Source organism: Cohaesibacter marisflavi, from assembly GCF_963665895.2.
GTDB lineage: Bacteria > Pseudomonadota > Alphaproteobacteria > Rhizobiales > Cohaesibacteraceae > Cohaesibacter > Cohaesibacter marisflavi.
The window spans coordinates 4775171-4791096 of sequence record NZ_OY762534.1 but is presented as its reverse complement, the minus strand read 5'-3'; the positions used below and the strand labels follow the sequence as shown (position 1 = coordinate 4791096).

The 15926-nt window shown below is 56.6% G+C and carries 10 protein-coding genes; 3 read left to right on the top strand and 7 right to left on the bottom strand.

Annotated features, from left to right (window positions below):
* The first annotated feature begins 496 nt into the window (after positions 1–496).
* The 3 genes from ACKPCT_RS22250 to xylA all read left to right on the top strand — a co-directional run bounded on the left by ACKPCT_RS22250 (position 497) and on the right by xylA (position 4668).
* Entirely contained in the window at positions 497–1735 is a 1239-nt protein-coding gene (locus ACKPCT_RS22250; RefSeq protein ID WP_319568004.1) for an ROK family transcriptional regulator, read from the top strand.
* A 177-nt stretch (positions 1736–1912) separates the two neighbouring features.
* Positions 1913–3361 carry a xylulokinase gene (xylB, locus tag ACKPCT_RS22245; RefSeq protein ID WP_319568003.1) on the top strand — a complete coding sequence of 483 codons (1449 nt, stop codon included), beginning with the start codon at positions 1913–1915 and terminating at the stop codon, positions 3359–3361.
* A complete protein-coding gene (xylA, locus tag ACKPCT_RS22240; RefSeq protein WP_090073444.1) occupies positions 3361–4668 on the top strand; it encodes a xylose isomerase in 1308 nt (435 codons plus the stop codon). The genes xylB and xylA overlap by 1 nt, the downstream gene beginning before the upstream one ends.
* A gap of 183 nt (positions 4669–4851) precedes the next feature.
* On the opposite strand, the gene ACKPCT_RS22235 is transcribed toward xylA, so the two are convergent.
* The 7 genes from ACKPCT_RS22235 to ACKPCT_RS22205 form a co-directional block, all read right to left on the bottom strand.
* Positions 4852–5907, bottom strand: a complete 1056-nt coding sequence (locus tag ACKPCT_RS22235) for an ABC transporter ATP-binding protein (protein ID WP_090073442.1) — start codon at positions 5905–5907, stop codon at positions 4852–4854.
* A gap of 1 nt (position 5908) precedes the next feature.
* Positions 5909–7168 carry an MGH1-like glycoside hydrolase domain-containing protein gene (locus ACKPCT_RS22230; RefSeq protein ID WP_090073440.1) on the bottom strand — a complete coding sequence of 420 codons (1260 nt, stop codon included), beginning with the start codon at positions 7166–7168 and terminating at the stop codon, positions 5909–5911.
* A gap of 8 nt (positions 7169–7176) precedes the next feature.
* Positions 7177–8376, bottom strand: a complete 1200-nt coding sequence (locus ACKPCT_RS22225) for a carbohydrate ABC transporter permease (protein ID WP_319568002.1) — start codon at positions 8374–8376, stop codon at positions 7177–7179.
* Positions 8373–9662 carry a carbohydrate ABC transporter permease gene (locus ACKPCT_RS22220; RefSeq protein ID WP_319568001.1) on the bottom strand — a complete coding sequence of 430 codons (1290 nt, stop codon included), beginning with the start codon at positions 9660–9662 and terminating at the stop codon, positions 8373–8375. Before ACKPCT_RS22220 ends, ACKPCT_RS22225 begins: the two co-directional genes overlap by 4 nt.
* A gap of 70 nt (positions 9663–9732) precedes the next feature.
* Positions 9733–11097 carry an ABC transporter substrate-binding protein gene (locus ACKPCT_RS22215; protein ID WP_319568000.1) on the bottom strand — a complete coding sequence of 455 codons (1365 nt, stop codon included), beginning with the start codon at positions 11095–11097 and terminating at the stop codon, positions 9733–9735.
* Positions 11098–11133: 36 nt separating this feature from the next.
* On the bottom strand, positions 11134–12210 hold the full coding sequence (locus ACKPCT_RS22210) for a LacI family DNA-binding transcriptional regulator (RefSeq protein WP_090073523.1): 1077 nt from the start codon (positions 12208–12210) through the stop codon (positions 11134–11136).
* A 319-nt stretch (positions 12211–12529) separates the two neighbouring features.
* Complete coding sequence (locus ACKPCT_RS22205; RefSeq protein WP_407652504.1) at positions 12530–15898, bottom strand: error-prone DNA polymerase; 3369 nt, start codon at positions 15896–15898, stop codon at positions 12530–12532.
* Between the last annotated feature and the right edge of the window lie 28 nt (positions 15899–15926).

The window sequence follows — 15926 nt, the reverse complement described above, 5'->3', positions numbered from 1 at the left end:
CTAAGCAAACCGGCTCAAGGGAGTGCAAGTGCTCAGCTTGCACAAATCCACATCACAATATGGAGAAAATCCGGATTTGCAAAACAGTAATTGCACAATGCGCAAGCATAACAAGCATGCCGCGCAATCTCGCGCCAACAATCTCGCGCAAACAATCTCCAGCGCTTTGCCTGAAATGCGCGCGTCATCCATAGCCGTGAAATATTGCATACTGAGTCCAAAGGTCAGTTTTCCACTACATTTCTGGATATCCCGCATAATTATGCATAGAACGGATATCACCTCGGGGCACGCCAGAGTATTCTTTACCCCAAGGCAAAGAAGAAACACCGATAGAAAGCAAGCCGTCATAGCACCAACCATTTAATTTGGACTTCAAATTTAAATGACTTATGATGGCTCACAAAGATCCGTTCAAGCGCTGCTTTTGGCATTTTCAAAAAGAGACCAAGGCCAAAAAGCAACCGCCCAAGCAAAACCAGCAAAGTAATCCGCAATGAGAAATTCCATCAAAAAAACGTCACAGATCACTGAGCAGAGGAGTCAGGGGCGGAATCTGGTTTTTTCTCATATACGCAATAACTTTCAGGTTGCCCGCATCGACATCGCCAACGCCACAGGCATGAGTCCGGCCACCGTCACTTCCATCACAGCAGAGCTTATCGCAGCAGGCCTGATTGAAGAGGTGCAAAGAGAGGTCGAACCGGGCCAATCCAAGCGTGGACGCCCCAGAGTGGACCTCAAGCTGCGTGGAGAATCCCACATCGTAGCCGGCATGAAGCTGACCGGCCGCAGCATCAGCGCCGTGGTGCTCGATCTGGAAGGCAAGCAACTGGGCAAGGCCAAAGTTCCCATGCCACGCCCACCCATTGATCGCGCGGCCTTGTGCAAGCTTATTCCGCAAGTGGTGGAAACCGTTTCCGCCTCTGCGGGCGTCAAGCCCGAAGATCTTTCCGCAGTCGGCATCGGCCTGCCGGGCACCATTCAAGCCACAGAAGGCTTTGTCGACTGGTGCCCGCTGTTTCAGGAACAGGAATTCAACCTCAAGCAATTGATGGAAGAGATCATGCCCATGCCGGTGTTCGTGGAAAACGACGCCAACGCAGTGGCCATCGCCGAACTCTGGTTCGGATTTGGTCGGGATGTGCCCGATTTTCTGGTCGTCACGATCGAACAGGGGGTCGGACTGGGCATCGTGCTAGACGGAGAGATTTTCCGCGGCACACAAGGCTTCGGCGCAGAATTCGGCCATACCAAAGTGCAGTCGGAAGGAGCACTTTGCCGGTGCGGCCAACGTGGCTGTCTGGAAGCCTATGTCGCCGATTATGCCCTCTTGCGTGAGGCCAATCTCTTCAAGCATTGGGAAGAAGGCACCAGCGAAGAAGACCGTCTCGTCCAACTGTTCGCCGCCGCCAAGGAAGGCGACAGGATGGCCAAGTCCATCTTTGACCGCGCCAGCCGCATGTTCTCCATGGGCCTTGCCAATCTGGTCAATCTGTTTGATCCGGCCATGGTAATCCTCTCCGGTGAACAGATGCAGTTTGACTATCTCTACGCCCAGCAAGTGTTCGACATGGTCCGCTCTTCCACCATTCTCAAAGGGCATCACGAACCGGAAATTCGCATCCACAAGTGGGGCGACATGATGTGGGCAAAAGGCGCGGCAGCCTTTGCTCTGGAGGAGGTTGTCCGCATTTCTCTGGATCAGTTGGGAAGCGCCGAAACAAGCGCCTGAGCGCCAGAAACCACCGCCTAATCTAGATCGCGTTACCGGTAATGATATCATTACCAGTGGATTTGGACGCGCTCATCTTGATTTATTTTACATACTAAAATAATATCTCTCCCAACGAGCAACCCCTCAGATCCAGTCGTATGATCATAAATACGCGTCTCAAGGCGGGAGGAAAAAATGTATTTGGGAATTGACCTGGGCACGTCCGGGGTCAAGGTGGTGATCATGTCTGAAAGTCAGCAGATCATCGCTTCGACAAACCAATCTCTTTCGGTGTCACGCCCTTCTTCAGGCTGGAGTGAACAGGACCCGCAAAGCTGGATTCTGGCTACCGCTGCTGCCTTTGATGATCTGGTTGCATCTCATCCGGAAGCCATCAAGCAGGTACGCGCCATAGGCCTTTCTGGCCAGATGCACGGGGCTACCATGCTGGATTCAACGGACACGCCGATCGCACCATGCATTCTGTGGAATGACACCCGCAGCCACGAAGAAGCTGCAAGGCTTGATGCGACCCCCGGCTTTCGCGAGCTGACAGGCAACATCGTCTTCCCCGGTTTCACCGCGCCGAAACTGGCGTGGATGCAGGCCAACAAGCCCGAGCTTTTCGACCAGATCAAGAAGGTGCTGCTTCCCAAGGATTATCTGCGCCTCTGGCTGACCGGCGACTATGTCTCTGACTATTCCGACAGCGCTGGCACCTCATGGATGGATGTGGGCAAACGGGAATGGTCTTCCGATCTGCTGGCTGCCACCGGTCTGGACAAGTCTCACATGCCAGCCCTTGCAGAAAGCACCGAAAGCACCGGCACCATCCGCAAGGAACTCGTCGAGCGCTGGGGTTTTTCTGCCGAGACTATCGTGGCTGGCGGCGCTGGCGATAATGCAGCCTCCGCGATCGCCACCGGTATTGTCGGCGAAGGTGATGCCTTTATCTCGCTGGGTACCAGTGGCGTAATCTATGCCGCCATTGACAGCTATCGGCCACTGCCTGAAAGCGCCGTGCACACCTTCTGCCATTCCACCGCCAATCACTGGTGTCATATGGCGGTCATTCTGGCCGCAACCGACGCGCTCAACTGGTATGCCAAGCTGGTTGGTTCAGGCGCAGCGGAGCTCACCAGGGCCCTCGGCGACGAGGTGACCGCACCCGGATCAGCATTGTTCTTCCCCTATCTTGGTGGAGAGCGCACGCCTCACAATGACGCCAACATTCGTGGCGGCTTCATCGGCCTGTCCCATCCGGATGACCAGGTTGCCCTCACCCGTGCTGTTCTTGAAGGCATCTCTTACGCATTCAAGGATGGCATCAAGGCACTGGAAGCGGCTGGCACCAGCCTGAGCCGACTCATAGCCGTGGGTGGCGGATCATCTTCCGACTATTGGCTGTCACTGCTGGCAACCATTCTGGACAAACAGATCGACCGGCCAACCGCCGGAGATTTTGGCGGAGCCTTCGGCGCCGCTCGCATGGGCCTCGTAGCAGACCAGAAGGGTGATCCTTCGGTTCTGTGTACAATGCCCACTATTGAAAAAAGCTTCTATCCAAACAAGGCCCTGCAGGACAGCTTTGAAAATGTCTATGCCCGTTACGCAGCCGCCTATTCATCCCTGAAGGATCTCTGATCATGACAGACTTTTTCGGTTCCCTGTCCAAAATCAAATATGAAGGCCCTGAAAGCGACAATCCGCTTGCCTTCCACCATTACAATCCCGACGAGATCGTGATGGGCAAAAGCCTCAAAGAGCATCTGCGTTTTGCAATTGCTTACTGGCACAGCTTCGCTTGGGAAGGCGGCGACCCGTTTGGTGGACGTACCTTTGATCGCCCCTGGTTCGGCGATGAAATGTCCAAGGCCAAACTGAAAGCCGACGTGGCATTCGAATTGTTCGATCTTCTGGGCGCTCCTTATTTCTGCTTCCACGATGTGGACGTTCGCCCTGAAGGTAAAAATTTCGCTGAAAGCCTCTCCAACCTCAACGAAATCGTCGACTATTTCGAAGAGAAGATGGAAAGCTCCGAAACCAAGCTGCTTTGGGGCACGGCCAACATGTTCTCCAACCGCCGCTTCATGTCTGGCGCATCCACCAACCCTGATCCGGATGTCTTCGCCTATGCCGCAGCAACAGTCAAAAGCTGCATGGATGCAACCCATCGTCTGGGTGGCCAGAACTATGTGCTCTGGGGCGGCCGTGAAGGCTACGAAACCCTGCTGAACACCGACATCGGCCAGGAACTGGACCATATGGGCCGTTTCCTCAACATGGTCGTGGACTACAAGCACAAGATCGGCTTCAAGGGCACCATTCTGGTGGAACCAAAACCACAGGAACCAAGCAAGCACCAGTATGACTTTGATGCTGCTACCTGCATTGGCTTCTTGCGCAAATATGGTCTGGAAGGCGAGGTCAAACTGAACCTCGAACAGGGCCATGCCATTCTTGCCGGCCACAGCTTTGAACATGAAATCGCCGTTGCCACTGCTGACAACATGCTCGGTTCCATCGACATGAACCGCAACGACTATCAGTCCGGCTGGGATACCGATCAGTTCCCGAACAACACCCCTGAAGTGGCTCTGGCTTACTACCACATCCTCAAATCAGGTGGCTTCACGACCGGCGGCACCAACTTTGACGCCAAACTGCGCCGTCAGTCGCTTGATGCAGAAGATCTGGTTGCCGGTCACATCGGCGGCATGGATATCTGTGCACGTGGCCTCAAAGCTGCTGCAGCCATGCTCGAAGATGGCGGTCTGGAAGCGGCTCTCAAAGAGCGTTATGCCGACTGGGACAAAGACGTCAACAAGGACATGCTGGCAAACGGAACGCTGGAAAGCATTTCCGAGCGCGTTCTCAAAGACGACATCAATCCAGAGCCACGCTCCGGTAAACAAGAAAAACTGGAAAATCTGGTCAACCGGTTCGTTTGATAGAAATCCAGTCCTCCTCCCGAAAACTGAAAACGGAGCGGCCATGCCGCCCCGTTTTTTTCTTGCCCCGTTTGCTCATCTGGCAGTGCGCGCTTTTCAGCTCTTCAACCCTGTCGTTTCAAAAGGGAAAAAAGACCGGAATGCGCAACATTGCAACACCCGCAAACAGCAGAGTGCCCCCCATCATTGGCGCGGCAAAGCCAAGCCTGCCTCATCAAAGAAATGCAGCTTGTCGGGATTGAAAATCAGACCAACCTCATCGCCCGGTTCCACAGCGGCATCACCATCAAGACGCACGCCAATAGCACCGAGCCCGCCACAATCGACCAGCAGATGGGTATCCGAGCCGAGATATTCAACAATATCAACCACGCCGTCGCACTGACCCTCGCCCTTCTCGCCTATCGAAATGGCTTCTGGTCGCACACCGATATGGCTGGCCACGCCGGGCTGGGTTTGCACGCCACCGCGCGCACCTTCCAGCAGGTAATTATCTCCTTGGGTCGTGCAAGGCATGATATTCATCTTCGGTGAGCCGATAAACTGGGCCACAAACAGGTTCCCCGGCCGTTCATAGAGCGTACGGGGTGAGCCGACCTGCTCGATAATACCATCGCGCAACACCACGATACGGTCGGCCAATGTCATGGCTTCCACCTGATCGTGGGTTACATAAATCATCGTCGCCTTCAGCTCCCGATGCAGCTTGGCCAGCTCGTAACGCATTTCCACCCGCAGCGCAGCATCAAGGTTCGATAGGGGTTCGTCAAACATGAAGGCCGTCGGATTGCGCACGATGGACCGGCCGATGGCAACGCGCTGGCGTTGACCGCCGGAAAGCTCTTTGGGCTTGCGGTCCAGATAAGTCTCCAGCTTCAATGCCCGCGCCGCTTCATTGACCTTTTCCTCGATCTCGGCCTTGGGCGTTCCCGCCGTTTTCAGGCCGAAGCCCATATTGTCGCGCACATTCATATGCGGATAAAGCGCATAGGACTGGAACACCATGGCCAACCCGCGAGAGGCTGGTGGGTCGGCGGTGACATTGCGCCCCTCAATCAGAATCTCACCGCGAGAGCACTCCTCCAGTCCCGCGATGGTTCTGAGCAAGGTGGATTTGCCACAGCCCGATGGTCCGACAAAAATGATGAACTCCCCCTCCTCGATGGCCAGATCAACGCCTTTGATGACTTGCAGTTCACCAAACCATTTCTCTACCGCCTTGAGTTCAATCGATGCCATGCTAGAACCTCCCCTTTGCATGCGGGCCCGCCCAGGTCAGCCAGATCGAAGCTGTCCAGGTGAATTTGTCACCGCCCGCCGGTGTCCCGTCGACAGGACTGAAATATTCGTAGAAACCATGCTCGGTAATCAGGTCGCGCGTATCCTTGCGCAAGCGGCCCGCCAGTTGCGTCAAGCCACGTTCATTGAGCCCAATGCCGATCAACGCATTGATGATGCCCCAGACCGGCCCGCGCCAATAGCGCAGATGCTCGAACTTCTCATCGCGCGGATCATAGGATGGCACCCCGAAGGTCACCTTTTGCAGAATGTCCTCCAGATGGGCCTTCATTGTCTCGTTGTCGATGCCCGCATACCAGCAAAGGAATGAGGCCGAGCTGAGCGATCCGGTGAATTCGCCACTCCTGAGGTCAATGCTGTCATAGTAGCCAGCCGGGTTCCAGTGATTGCGCACCCCTTCTTCCAGCTCCGCGATCCAGCCTTCGATCTCCGGTGTCAGATGGTCAAGATCCATCGCGATCTGCAACAGATCTCGGCAGGCCCTCAGGAAGATGAACGTCATTCCCACATCGGCGACACGGAAAGGCGATCCTTCACGGATCTTCTCCTCATCCCAGCCGCTTTCGCGACCGTAATAGAGCATCTTGAGATAACGGTCGTAGTCTTCCTTCTTGGGACGCATGGAAGGATCAACGTGGCTGGTGTCCCGACGGGTATACTCCCCCACCCCTTCGGTGGAAACGGCTGCCATGGCGCTATCCCAATCAACCGCATTGTCGCGGCCGCTTTCCCACGGATGGGTGATGGCCACCATGCCCCGCTCGACCCGGCTTTTCATGAACCAGCGATGCCAACTGACAAGACGCCCGTAAATAAGCTCCATATGCACCCGCCCGTAGCGCTTATCCTGCTCATAAATTGAGCGAATGAGCGTTGCGGCAACAGGAGGCTGCGTAATACCTGACGTATGCGGCACCCGATCCACGCCCCAGACATCCGGTCCGGGGAAGTAGCCATCGGCCCTCTTGTGGAAGATAATGTGCGGCACCATGCCCGTATCCCACTGCCCGGTGAAGAGCGTGTGGATCTCGAACCAGGCCCTTTTGACATCAAAAGAAGAGAAGCCCCATGCAGCAAAGCAGGAATCCCAGTTCCATTGATAAGGATACAGCCCCGCTGTGGGCACCGTGTATCCCCCGCGATCGTTTTGTCGCAGGATCCGGCGCGCTTGCCGGTCCAGTTTGTCGTCTGAGATAGCCATTAATCAAATCATCCTTTAACAGAGCCTGCGGTCAGGCCTTTGGTCATGAAGCGCTCAAGCCCAAGAAACAGCACGAGAATCGGCAATGTAGCAATCACTGCCCCGGCCATCAGATGCTGTCGTGGCACCTCGGAAGAATTGAGCATTGTAACGCCGCGCGTTAGCGTGAATTTGCTCGGATCATCAAGCAGCATGAAGGCGAGCAGGAACTCGTTCCACGCAATCATAAATACATAAAGCGAAACTGATGCCAGAGCGGGAAGCGATAACGGTAATGTGATCTTCCAGATCACACCAAGCCGGGAAAGGCCATCCATCAATCCAGCTTCCTCGATTTCAGCAGGAAGGCCGCGGAAATAGCCCTGCAGCATATAAAGCGAGACCGGAATGGTTGTCACCGGATAGATCAGCAGCAGGCCAAACAGCGAGTTTCGCAACCCGAACATGGAGAAACCCACATAGATCGGCAGTGCCAGAACGATCATCGGCACCATATAGATGAGCAGGATCGAGCGGGACATGACAGCTTGCCCCTTGAAGCGCAACCGCGCCACCGCATAGGCGCCCGGCACGCTGAAGAGCAAAGTCACCGCGACAGTGGCCACAGAAACAAGGAAGGAGGTCAACAAGTAGCTTCCAAAATTATATTGGGTGAATAGCTCCTGATAGGACCGGAAAAGATCCCACCCCTTATCCCATTCAATCGAGAAATCCAGCGGATTGAGCAACAAGGCCTGCTGCCCCTTCACCGACGTCATCAACATTACATAAAAGGGCACGACAACGATGGCGGTGAAGAAGACATAGCCAAAGCCGGTCAGAAACCGCACGATCCCTTCTTCAAACTGGTGCCGCGTGAGCGTGCCCGCAGGCATTCCCTTCGTCATGATGCTCAGCGGAACAGAGAGCCCAAAAACCAGAACCAGCACACCAACGCCCTGCGCAAAGCTTTTTTCAGAGAGGCTTATGCCGAAGGGTTGCATGAAACTGACCCCAAGCACCAACGCAAAGCTGATGAGAATGCCGAGCAAACGACTGGGCACATATAGCGCCACCAGCCCCACGGCAGCCCCTTGCACGATGGCTGCAAGCCAGACCGGATGCACCGGAAGGCCGGTTGAAAAGGCCATAACGATGGTCAGGCACACGATGATGGTAAGGCTCCATAACACACCAACCACGGCGGCGAGCAGATATCCATTTTTCATAGCCCTTCCTCCCTTGAAATGAACCGGAAGAAGAAGAATGAGAAGGCCAGAAGGCACCCGAAGATGACCACAGCAACCGCAGCCCCCGCGCCGATATTGGAAATGGCAAAGGCCTGCTCATACACATTCACGGTTAGCGTACGCGTTCCCGCATTGCCGCCCGTCATCAGGAAGATGTCGTCGAACTTGTTGAACGTCCAGATGAAGCGCAACAGGAACAGCACCGACAGAATGCCCATCAATTGCGGCAAGGAGAGATAGTAGAATTTCTGGAAAGGCGATGCCCCATCCATATCAGCTGCCTCATAGATGTCATGATCAATCGACTGCATCCGCGCCAGAATGAACAGGAAGGACAGCGGAAAATAGCGCCAGATTTCAAACGCCGTCACGGTAAACAAAGCCAGAGGCCGCTGCCCGAAAAAGTTGATCGGCGTCTCTATCAGTCCCATTTGCACCAGCAGCGCATTGAATGAGCCCGAGAATGGATCCAGCAACGTCACCCATGTGAAGGCAACCGCGATAACCGGCGCCACATAGGGGAAGAGAAACAGCCCGCGCAAAATGCCTTGTCCGGTAAAACTCTTGTTGAGCATCAGAGCGGCGAGCATACCAACCACAAGTGCCCCGATGGTGCCAACCACGGTGTAGAAGAGCGTCACCCAAAGCACTTCGAGAAATTCACCACTGTCGAAGACAGAGCGGAAATTGTCCCAAGTGAAGGTCAGGTTGAACAGATCAGAACTCGCATCGCCCGTCATGACCGGCTCGGTGTCACGCACATTCACATCGCTATTGATGAAGGGCTCCTGAGCAACCACCTCAATGAGCAGTCTTTCCCGATGACCAGCCTCCCAATCGCCCAGATTGCAAGAGAGCTGCCCTGCGGCGAGCGTGCAGCGCTCATCCAGAGACACCGGTTCAAGGCCAGCAGGCCAGACATCGGACATGGTGACATTGGCAATCGGCTTCTCACGCGAAGAATTTGTCAGACGATATTCAATCGTCACCCTATCCCCCGCAGCGGACACCTTGCCGCGCATCCGCTCATAGACATCGGGCGTCGTGGGTCTGAGGTCGCTCAAACCGATCGGTTTGGCACTGATCCAGAAGATCGCCAACAAGGGGAGAATGATGACCAGAGCCACGCTCAAAAGCGTCGGCGTCAGCAACCCCCAGGCAAGGCGCGCTTCTCTCTTGGCCAGAGGTCCGGATCGTGGAGGGGCGAGCGCAGTGGGCTGGTGCCCTGCTCCCGCAGAACTGTTTGGATAGTCAGTGGTCGACATGAGAAGAGGCTCCGCTTATCACACCGGGCAACGACAAGCCGCCCGGCGCAAACAGTTTCAAGTCAATACCTTATTGGATTTTCGACAGTTCCTCGTTCAACGAGGCAACAGCTTCTTCCGCCCCGATGACACCATCGGTGTATTTGCGGACAATCTGGTTAAAGACCTGGGAGTTGATCATTTTCGAAGCCAGAGCCAGTTGCCCTTCCTTGACGCCCCAACGCTGGGCGACATCCAGACCGGCAACGATCTCGCCGATCATCTCGGATGGATAAAGGTCGGCAAGCGGCTTCTTGCGATCAACACCAACCGGCAGCTTGGACCATGCATCAATGAATTTGGTCGGGTTATCCGCATCCCCACGACGAACCGGAAATTTGCCTTCCGGAGCAATGGCAAGGGTCTGTGTGTAGCCCGCATTCATGGAATATTCGACGAACTTTTCAGCCGCTTCGATATCTGCATCAGATGTGATGCCGAAATAGCGGATGTCGCCCCATGCAGCGCCGCCCGGGTTGGATGGTCCGGCGAAATTGGTGACGATACCGGTTTTGGAAGCCAGTTCAGGGCTGGTCGGATCGTCATTGATGGTCGGCGGAGCGGAGTCCCTGAGACCTGCCAGTTCGTCAAGAATGAACGGCGACCAGATGATCATCGCAGCCTTGCCAGCAAAATAGAGTTCACGAGACTGTTTCCAATAGAGTTCCCCCGGAGGAGAAGCCTTGACGATAGCCTTGTAGAAGTCGAGCACTTCCGTTGTCTTTTTAACGTCCAGAGGCTTGAAGCCATCTTTGTCGACAGGAGACACGCCATTGGCCAGGAATACATGCTCGAGAACCTGGCTCATGAAGTTTTCGTCCACCTTTGTAGCGGCCACAAAGCCATACATTTCAGGCGGATTATGCAGGGCCTTGATAGCGGCTTCCACATCAGCATAGGTGTTGGGCGCTTTCAGGCCCTTGGCGTCGAACAGATCCTTGCGATAGACGATCATCTGGGTCCAGCCGTCCACCGGCACAGAGGCATAGCCATCTTCGGTTGCCGCCATGGCCAGCGCACCGGGGGCATAGGTGTCTTTGCCCAGATTGTCGATTACGTCTGTTGCAGCATAGGCATCAAGAATGCCCGCTTCTACCCAAGGCAGCGCATATTGAAGCGGATGATAGATGACATCCGGCAGATCGCCAGCAGCATAGGCTGCTGTGGCGCGCGTGCCGAGATCCTTCTCGGTCACCGGGATCACCTCAACCGAAATGCCGGTTTCAGCTTCGAAGTCCTTGGCCATTTCCTGCTGACGTGCCAGACGCGGCGTTTGTTCTTCGGTCGTCCAGAAACGGATGCCTTCGGCCGAAGCCGTCACCATGGTGCATCCAAGAGCAAGCGCTGTCCCCACCATGAGACCGGTCAAGCGTTTGCTGCCTAAAGATAATGTCATTGTCAAACCTCCCAAATTGCAACACTGAAAATAAGTTCAAGCGGATCGAATGACCGGCGGGCCATCCGATGCCCGCGCAATCAAATGCGCCTCCCCCAATTGGCGAAGCGATTCAGGCGCGTCCCCCTGGATACGCCTGATGAGCAGATCGGCGAGGCGTTCCCCCGCTTCCCTGTTGTCGACGAAAAAGCTGGTAAGTGGCGGGGATGCATATTCCCCCTCAGCTATACCGTCGTAAGAAATGATCGACAGATCACTGCCAATCATCAGCTGCCTGTCATGGGCAGCCCGATAAACACCCAGCGCGGCGAGATCGACCGCGCAGATAATCGCCGTTGGCCTTTCAGGCAGATCCAGCAGGATCGCCCCCTCCCGAGCACCATCCCTGCGGGTCACAGCATCATGGCGCACCAGACAGTCCTCATAGGGGAGCCCTGCCTTTTTCAAACCTTCGCAATAGCCCTCATAGCGCACCTTGGCATACATGTAGCGCTCCAGCCCGTTGATGAAACCAATGCGCACATGCCCCATGCCAACCAGCCGCAACACCGCCTCCTGCATGGCCTTGGCGGCATCGATGTCATACCAGCCGCACTCCGTATCATCGCCGGTACGCCCGAACATGATGAAGGGAACATGCGCCTTGACCAGATAATGCACCCGAGGATCCTCAATGCGTGTCCGCGGCAGGATAAAGCCATCCACCGTATGCTCGTCGCTCAGGCGCTTGATTGTCGTCAGCACACCCAGCGCGTGGCTCGCGGTAGCCACGGTCAGGGTCCAACTGTCCTGACTGGCCCGCCGGGAAATCCCGTCAATAAAGTCGGCAAGAAACGGCCGGTGCCCGTCATGGCTATCCGCATTGAGCACCATGCCGAGCGAGCGCACCAGACCGGTGCGAATGGCCTGCGCGTGAATCATGGGCTTGTAGCCAAGTTCCTGCGCCGTGCGCTGGACTTTCAGACGCGTATGTTCCGCGATATCCGAATAGCCATTCAGCGCCCTGGAAACAGTGCTCTTGGAAATACCCAAGGCATAGGCCACTTCCTTGATGGTCACGCGTGATTTTTTGCTCTGACGCCCCTTGCCGTCATGTTCTTCAGACTTGTGCACGGCATCCTCCCGCGCCAAGTCTGCTTTCCGAAACCGGTTTCGGCAACCTCCAGTATATTCACCTTTTGGCTAACCACCCAAATCGGGCATCTCATTGAAAGAAAAGGACCGAAATCGATTTCACGAAAAGGTTCCGACGCTGCGCCTGCGCAATCCGATTTTGCCAGTTTGCTCAAAAAATTAGCAATTGCCTACGAATTCCCCACCAGCTTTCTTTCGCACCTGCGAAAGGCTCCGGCGCAATCTATCCACCTCTGGGGAAAACAGACTTTTGACCTGCCAAAACCGATATCCGGCACGCATCCGCACACGAAATCCGCTAGTGAAAATCACGGCTCGGGAATAGTTTCTTGGCCTGCTCGCGGGGGTGTCGGGCCCGCGATGGTACGCGCTCTAGCCCCTTGGCCGGACGCCCCCGTGGCGCCTCATCTGCCTGCGGATTGGTGATGCCGACAGCATCATCAAGCGGATGTCCCAACTCGGAGAGCCGGTGCGACAGATCTTCCACCCGCTCGGCAATCAGATGCACCACAATGCCCTCCTTCTGCAGCGTACCATGCACCCTGAGCAATCGCCCCGTAATCACCGCCCGCCGGAATGCCTTGTAGATCTTGGGCCAAACAACGACGTTGGCAACGCCGGTCTCATCTTCCAGTGTCACGAAAATGACCCCCGACGCAGTACCGGGGCGCTGCCGGGTGATGACCAGACCACAGACGGTCACTCTCTTGAGCGAAGTGACCATCAGATCGCCATGGGTGGTCAGATCCGGCATGGAGGGGCGCAGCAGTTCCATCGGGTGCGCCCGCAGGGACAGGCGCATGGAAACATAATCCTCTACCACCTCTTCCCCCAGATGCATCTGCGGCAAGGAGACCGAGGGCTCATTGATGCACTCGCCATCAATCGGATCGTTGAACAGCGGCAACGGCTTGAGGCCAGACAGGGCCTTGACCTGCCAGAGCGCCTCGCGTCGCCCCATCTCCATGCTGACAAAGGCATCCGCCTCGGCCAGTCGCTCCATCGCCCCGCCTTTAAGGCCTGCCCGCTGCCAGACGCTTTGCGGATCGGGGTAGCCGTTGCCTCTTGCTGCCACGATCCAGTCGGCATCCTCGGCGGAAAAGCCCTTGATCTGGCGAAAGCCGAGCCGGATGGCCAGCGCCCCATCCAGCCGCCGCTCGAGCATATTGTCCCAAGCGCTGTTATTGACGCAGATGGGCCGAATCTCGATGCCATGCTCGCGTGCATCCCGCACAATCTGTGCCGGCGCATAAAATCCCATCGGCTGGGAGTTGAGCAGGGCACAAGCAAAAACCGCAGGGTGATGGCATTTGAGCCATGCCGACACATAGGCCAGCATGGCAAAAGCCGCCGCGTGGCTCTCGGGGAAGCCATATTCACCAAAACCCTCGATCTGCGAAAAGCAGCGCTCGGCGAAATCCTTGTCATAGCCTCGCTCCAGCATGCCGCCCACGAACCTCTCCTTGAAGCTGTGAATGGTGCCCATCCGCCGGAAGGTGGCAAGCGAGCGCCGCAGCCGGTCGGCTTCCTCGGGGCTAAAGCCAGCGGCCACCACGGCAATCTGCATCGCCTGTTCCTGAAACAAAGGCACCCCGAGCGTCTTGCCCAGCACCTCTTCCAGCGCCTTGGAAGGGAACCAGACCTTCTCCCGCCCCTGTCGCCGGTTGATATAGGGATGTACCATCCCCCCCTGAATGGGGCCGGGCCGCACGATGGCCACCTCGACCACCAGATCATAAAAGGTGCGCGGGCGCATGCGGGGCAGAAAGTTCATCTGCGCCCGACTCTCTACCTGAAATACCCCCACCGCATCGGCCACGCACAGCATGTCATAAGTTGCCCCGTCCTCCTGCGGCACCGAGCCGATGCTATGCACAAGCCCCTCATGATCCTTGAGCAGATCGAAGCTCTTGCGGATGCAGGTCAGCATGCCGAGGCTCAGAATATCCACCTTGAGGATGCCCAGCGCATCAATATCATCCTTGTCCCACTCGATGATGGTACGGTCTTCCATCGCAGCATTCTCGATCGGGCAAAGCTCATCCAGCCGCCCACGCGTAATGATGAAACCGCCCACATGCTGAGAGAGGTGACGCGGGAAACCGATGATCTCGGCAATCAGGGCAATGGTCTGCATCAGCCGCCGGTCGCTCGGATCAAGCCCCAGCTCGCGCATCCGCTTCATGTCCACCCCATCGGTCGACCAGCCCCAGATCTGGCCGGAAAGTGCCGCCGTCACATCCTGCGACAGGCCCATCACCTTGCCCACCTCGCGAATGGCCGAGCGTGTACGGAAATGAATCACCGTGGCGCAAAGGCCAGCGCGGTGGCGGCCATAGCGCTCATAGATATGCTGGATCACCTCTTCGCGCCGCTCATGCTCGAAATCCACATCGATATCAGGCGGCTCGCCACGATGCTCAGAGACAAAGCGCTCGAACACCATGGTGATGGTTTCCGGCGCCACATCGGTAATCCCGAGGGCAAAACAGAGGATCGAGTTGGCCGCAGAGCCGCGCCCCTGACAAAGGATATCCTTGCTGCGCGCAAAAGCCACGATGTCATGCACGGTGAGGAAATAGGCAGCGAACCCGAGCTTACCGACAAGCGCCAGTTCCTTATCGGCCAAAGAACGGGATTTCTCCGGCACCCCTTGTGGATAGCGCCGGGCAAGCCCCTCATTGGTCAGCCGCTCAAGCCGCGCCTGCGGACTTTCCTCACCCGCCACCTCATCGGGATATTGATAGCTCAACTCATCAAGGGTGAAGCTACAGCGCATGGCAATCTCAGTGGCGCGCCGGATCGCCGCCGGATGGCGCCGATAAAGCCGCACCATATCCGCCGCTCCCTTGAGCCTCCGCTCAGCATTGGGCAGAGCGCGGGAGCCGATATCATCAATGGTGATATGTTCGCGCAAGCAGGTCAGCACATCGGCCAACTGCCGCCGCCGCCCGTGATGCATAAGCACATCCCCCACCGCCACCATGGGAGCAGCCAACTTGTAGGCAAGGGCAGAACAGGCATCAAACCAGGCCTGATCCGACCCATTATAGGCAGGCGCGGCCCCCAGAAAAACACGTCCGGGGAACTGGGCCACCGCCCGCCTGATCTGCGGCTCGACATCGGGGTATTCCAGCCCTGCCTGCGGCAGAGCAATCAGCATCATCCCCGATCCGGCTTCCAGCAGGTCGGCAAAATGAAGAAGGCATTCCCCCTTCTCGGCCCGCCGCTTGCCAAGGGTCAACAGCCGCGTCAGCCGCTGATAGGCAGCCCGATCTGTGGGCAGCGCCACCCAATCAAGGGAGCTGTCGGTAAGCACCAGACGCGCCCCGGTAATAAGGCGCGGCAGCTTGACCACCCCAGCAGCCGATAGCTCAGCAGTTCCCTCGGCGTCCAGTGGTTGACGGCTGGACGGATCGATCCGCTGGCTAGAGCGCAGCTTGATCGCCTCCAACTGCTTGTCGGCTTGCTCCTCGATCTGGCGTTTCAACTCCTTGAGTGCGGAAAAAGCCCGCACCACACCAGCCAGAGAATTCCGGTCTGTGATGGCAATCGCCTCCAACCCAAGCTCGGCTGCGCGAATGACCAACTCTTCAGGATGAGACGCCCCCATAAGGAAGGTAAAATTGGACGCGACACACAGTTCCGCATAAGCGGTCGGCCGCATCGTGGCCAACTGCTCGGGCGACACGGCA

Excerpts from the sequence above, each read along its gene's own strand:
- ACKPCT_RS22215 (WP_319568000.1), bottom strand. The coding sequence starts at position 11,097 with ATGACATTATCTTTAGGCAGCAAACGCTTGACCGGTCTCATGGTGGGG.
- ACKPCT_RS22205 (WP_407652504.1), bottom strand. The coding sequence starts at position 15,898 with ATGCGGCCGACCGCTTATGCGGAACTGTGTGTCGCGTCCAATTTTACC.
- ACKPCT_RS22235 (WP_090073442.1), bottom strand. The coding sequence starts at position 5,907 with ATGGCATCGATTGAACTCAAGGCGGTAGAGAAATGGTTTGGTGAACTG.
- xylB (WP_319568003.1), top strand. The coding sequence starts at position 1,913 with ATGTATTTGGGAATTGACCTGGGCACGTCCGGGGTCAAGGTGGTGATC.
- ACKPCT_RS22250 (WP_319568004.1), top strand. The coding sequence starts at position 497 with ATGAGAAATTCCATCAAAAAAACGTCACAGATCACTGAGCAGAGGAGT.
- ACKPCT_RS22230 (WP_090073440.1), bottom strand. The coding sequence starts at position 7,168 with ATGGCTATCTCAGACGACAAACTGGACCGGCAAGCGCGCCGGATCCTG.
- ACKPCT_RS22220 (WP_319568001.1), bottom strand. The coding sequence starts at position 9,662 with ATGTCGACCACTGACTATCCAAACAGTTCTGCGGGAGCAGGGCACCAG.
- ACKPCT_RS22225 (WP_319568002.1), bottom strand. The coding sequence starts at position 8,376 with ATGAAAAATGGATATCTGCTCGCCGCCGTGGTTGGTGTGTTATGGAGC.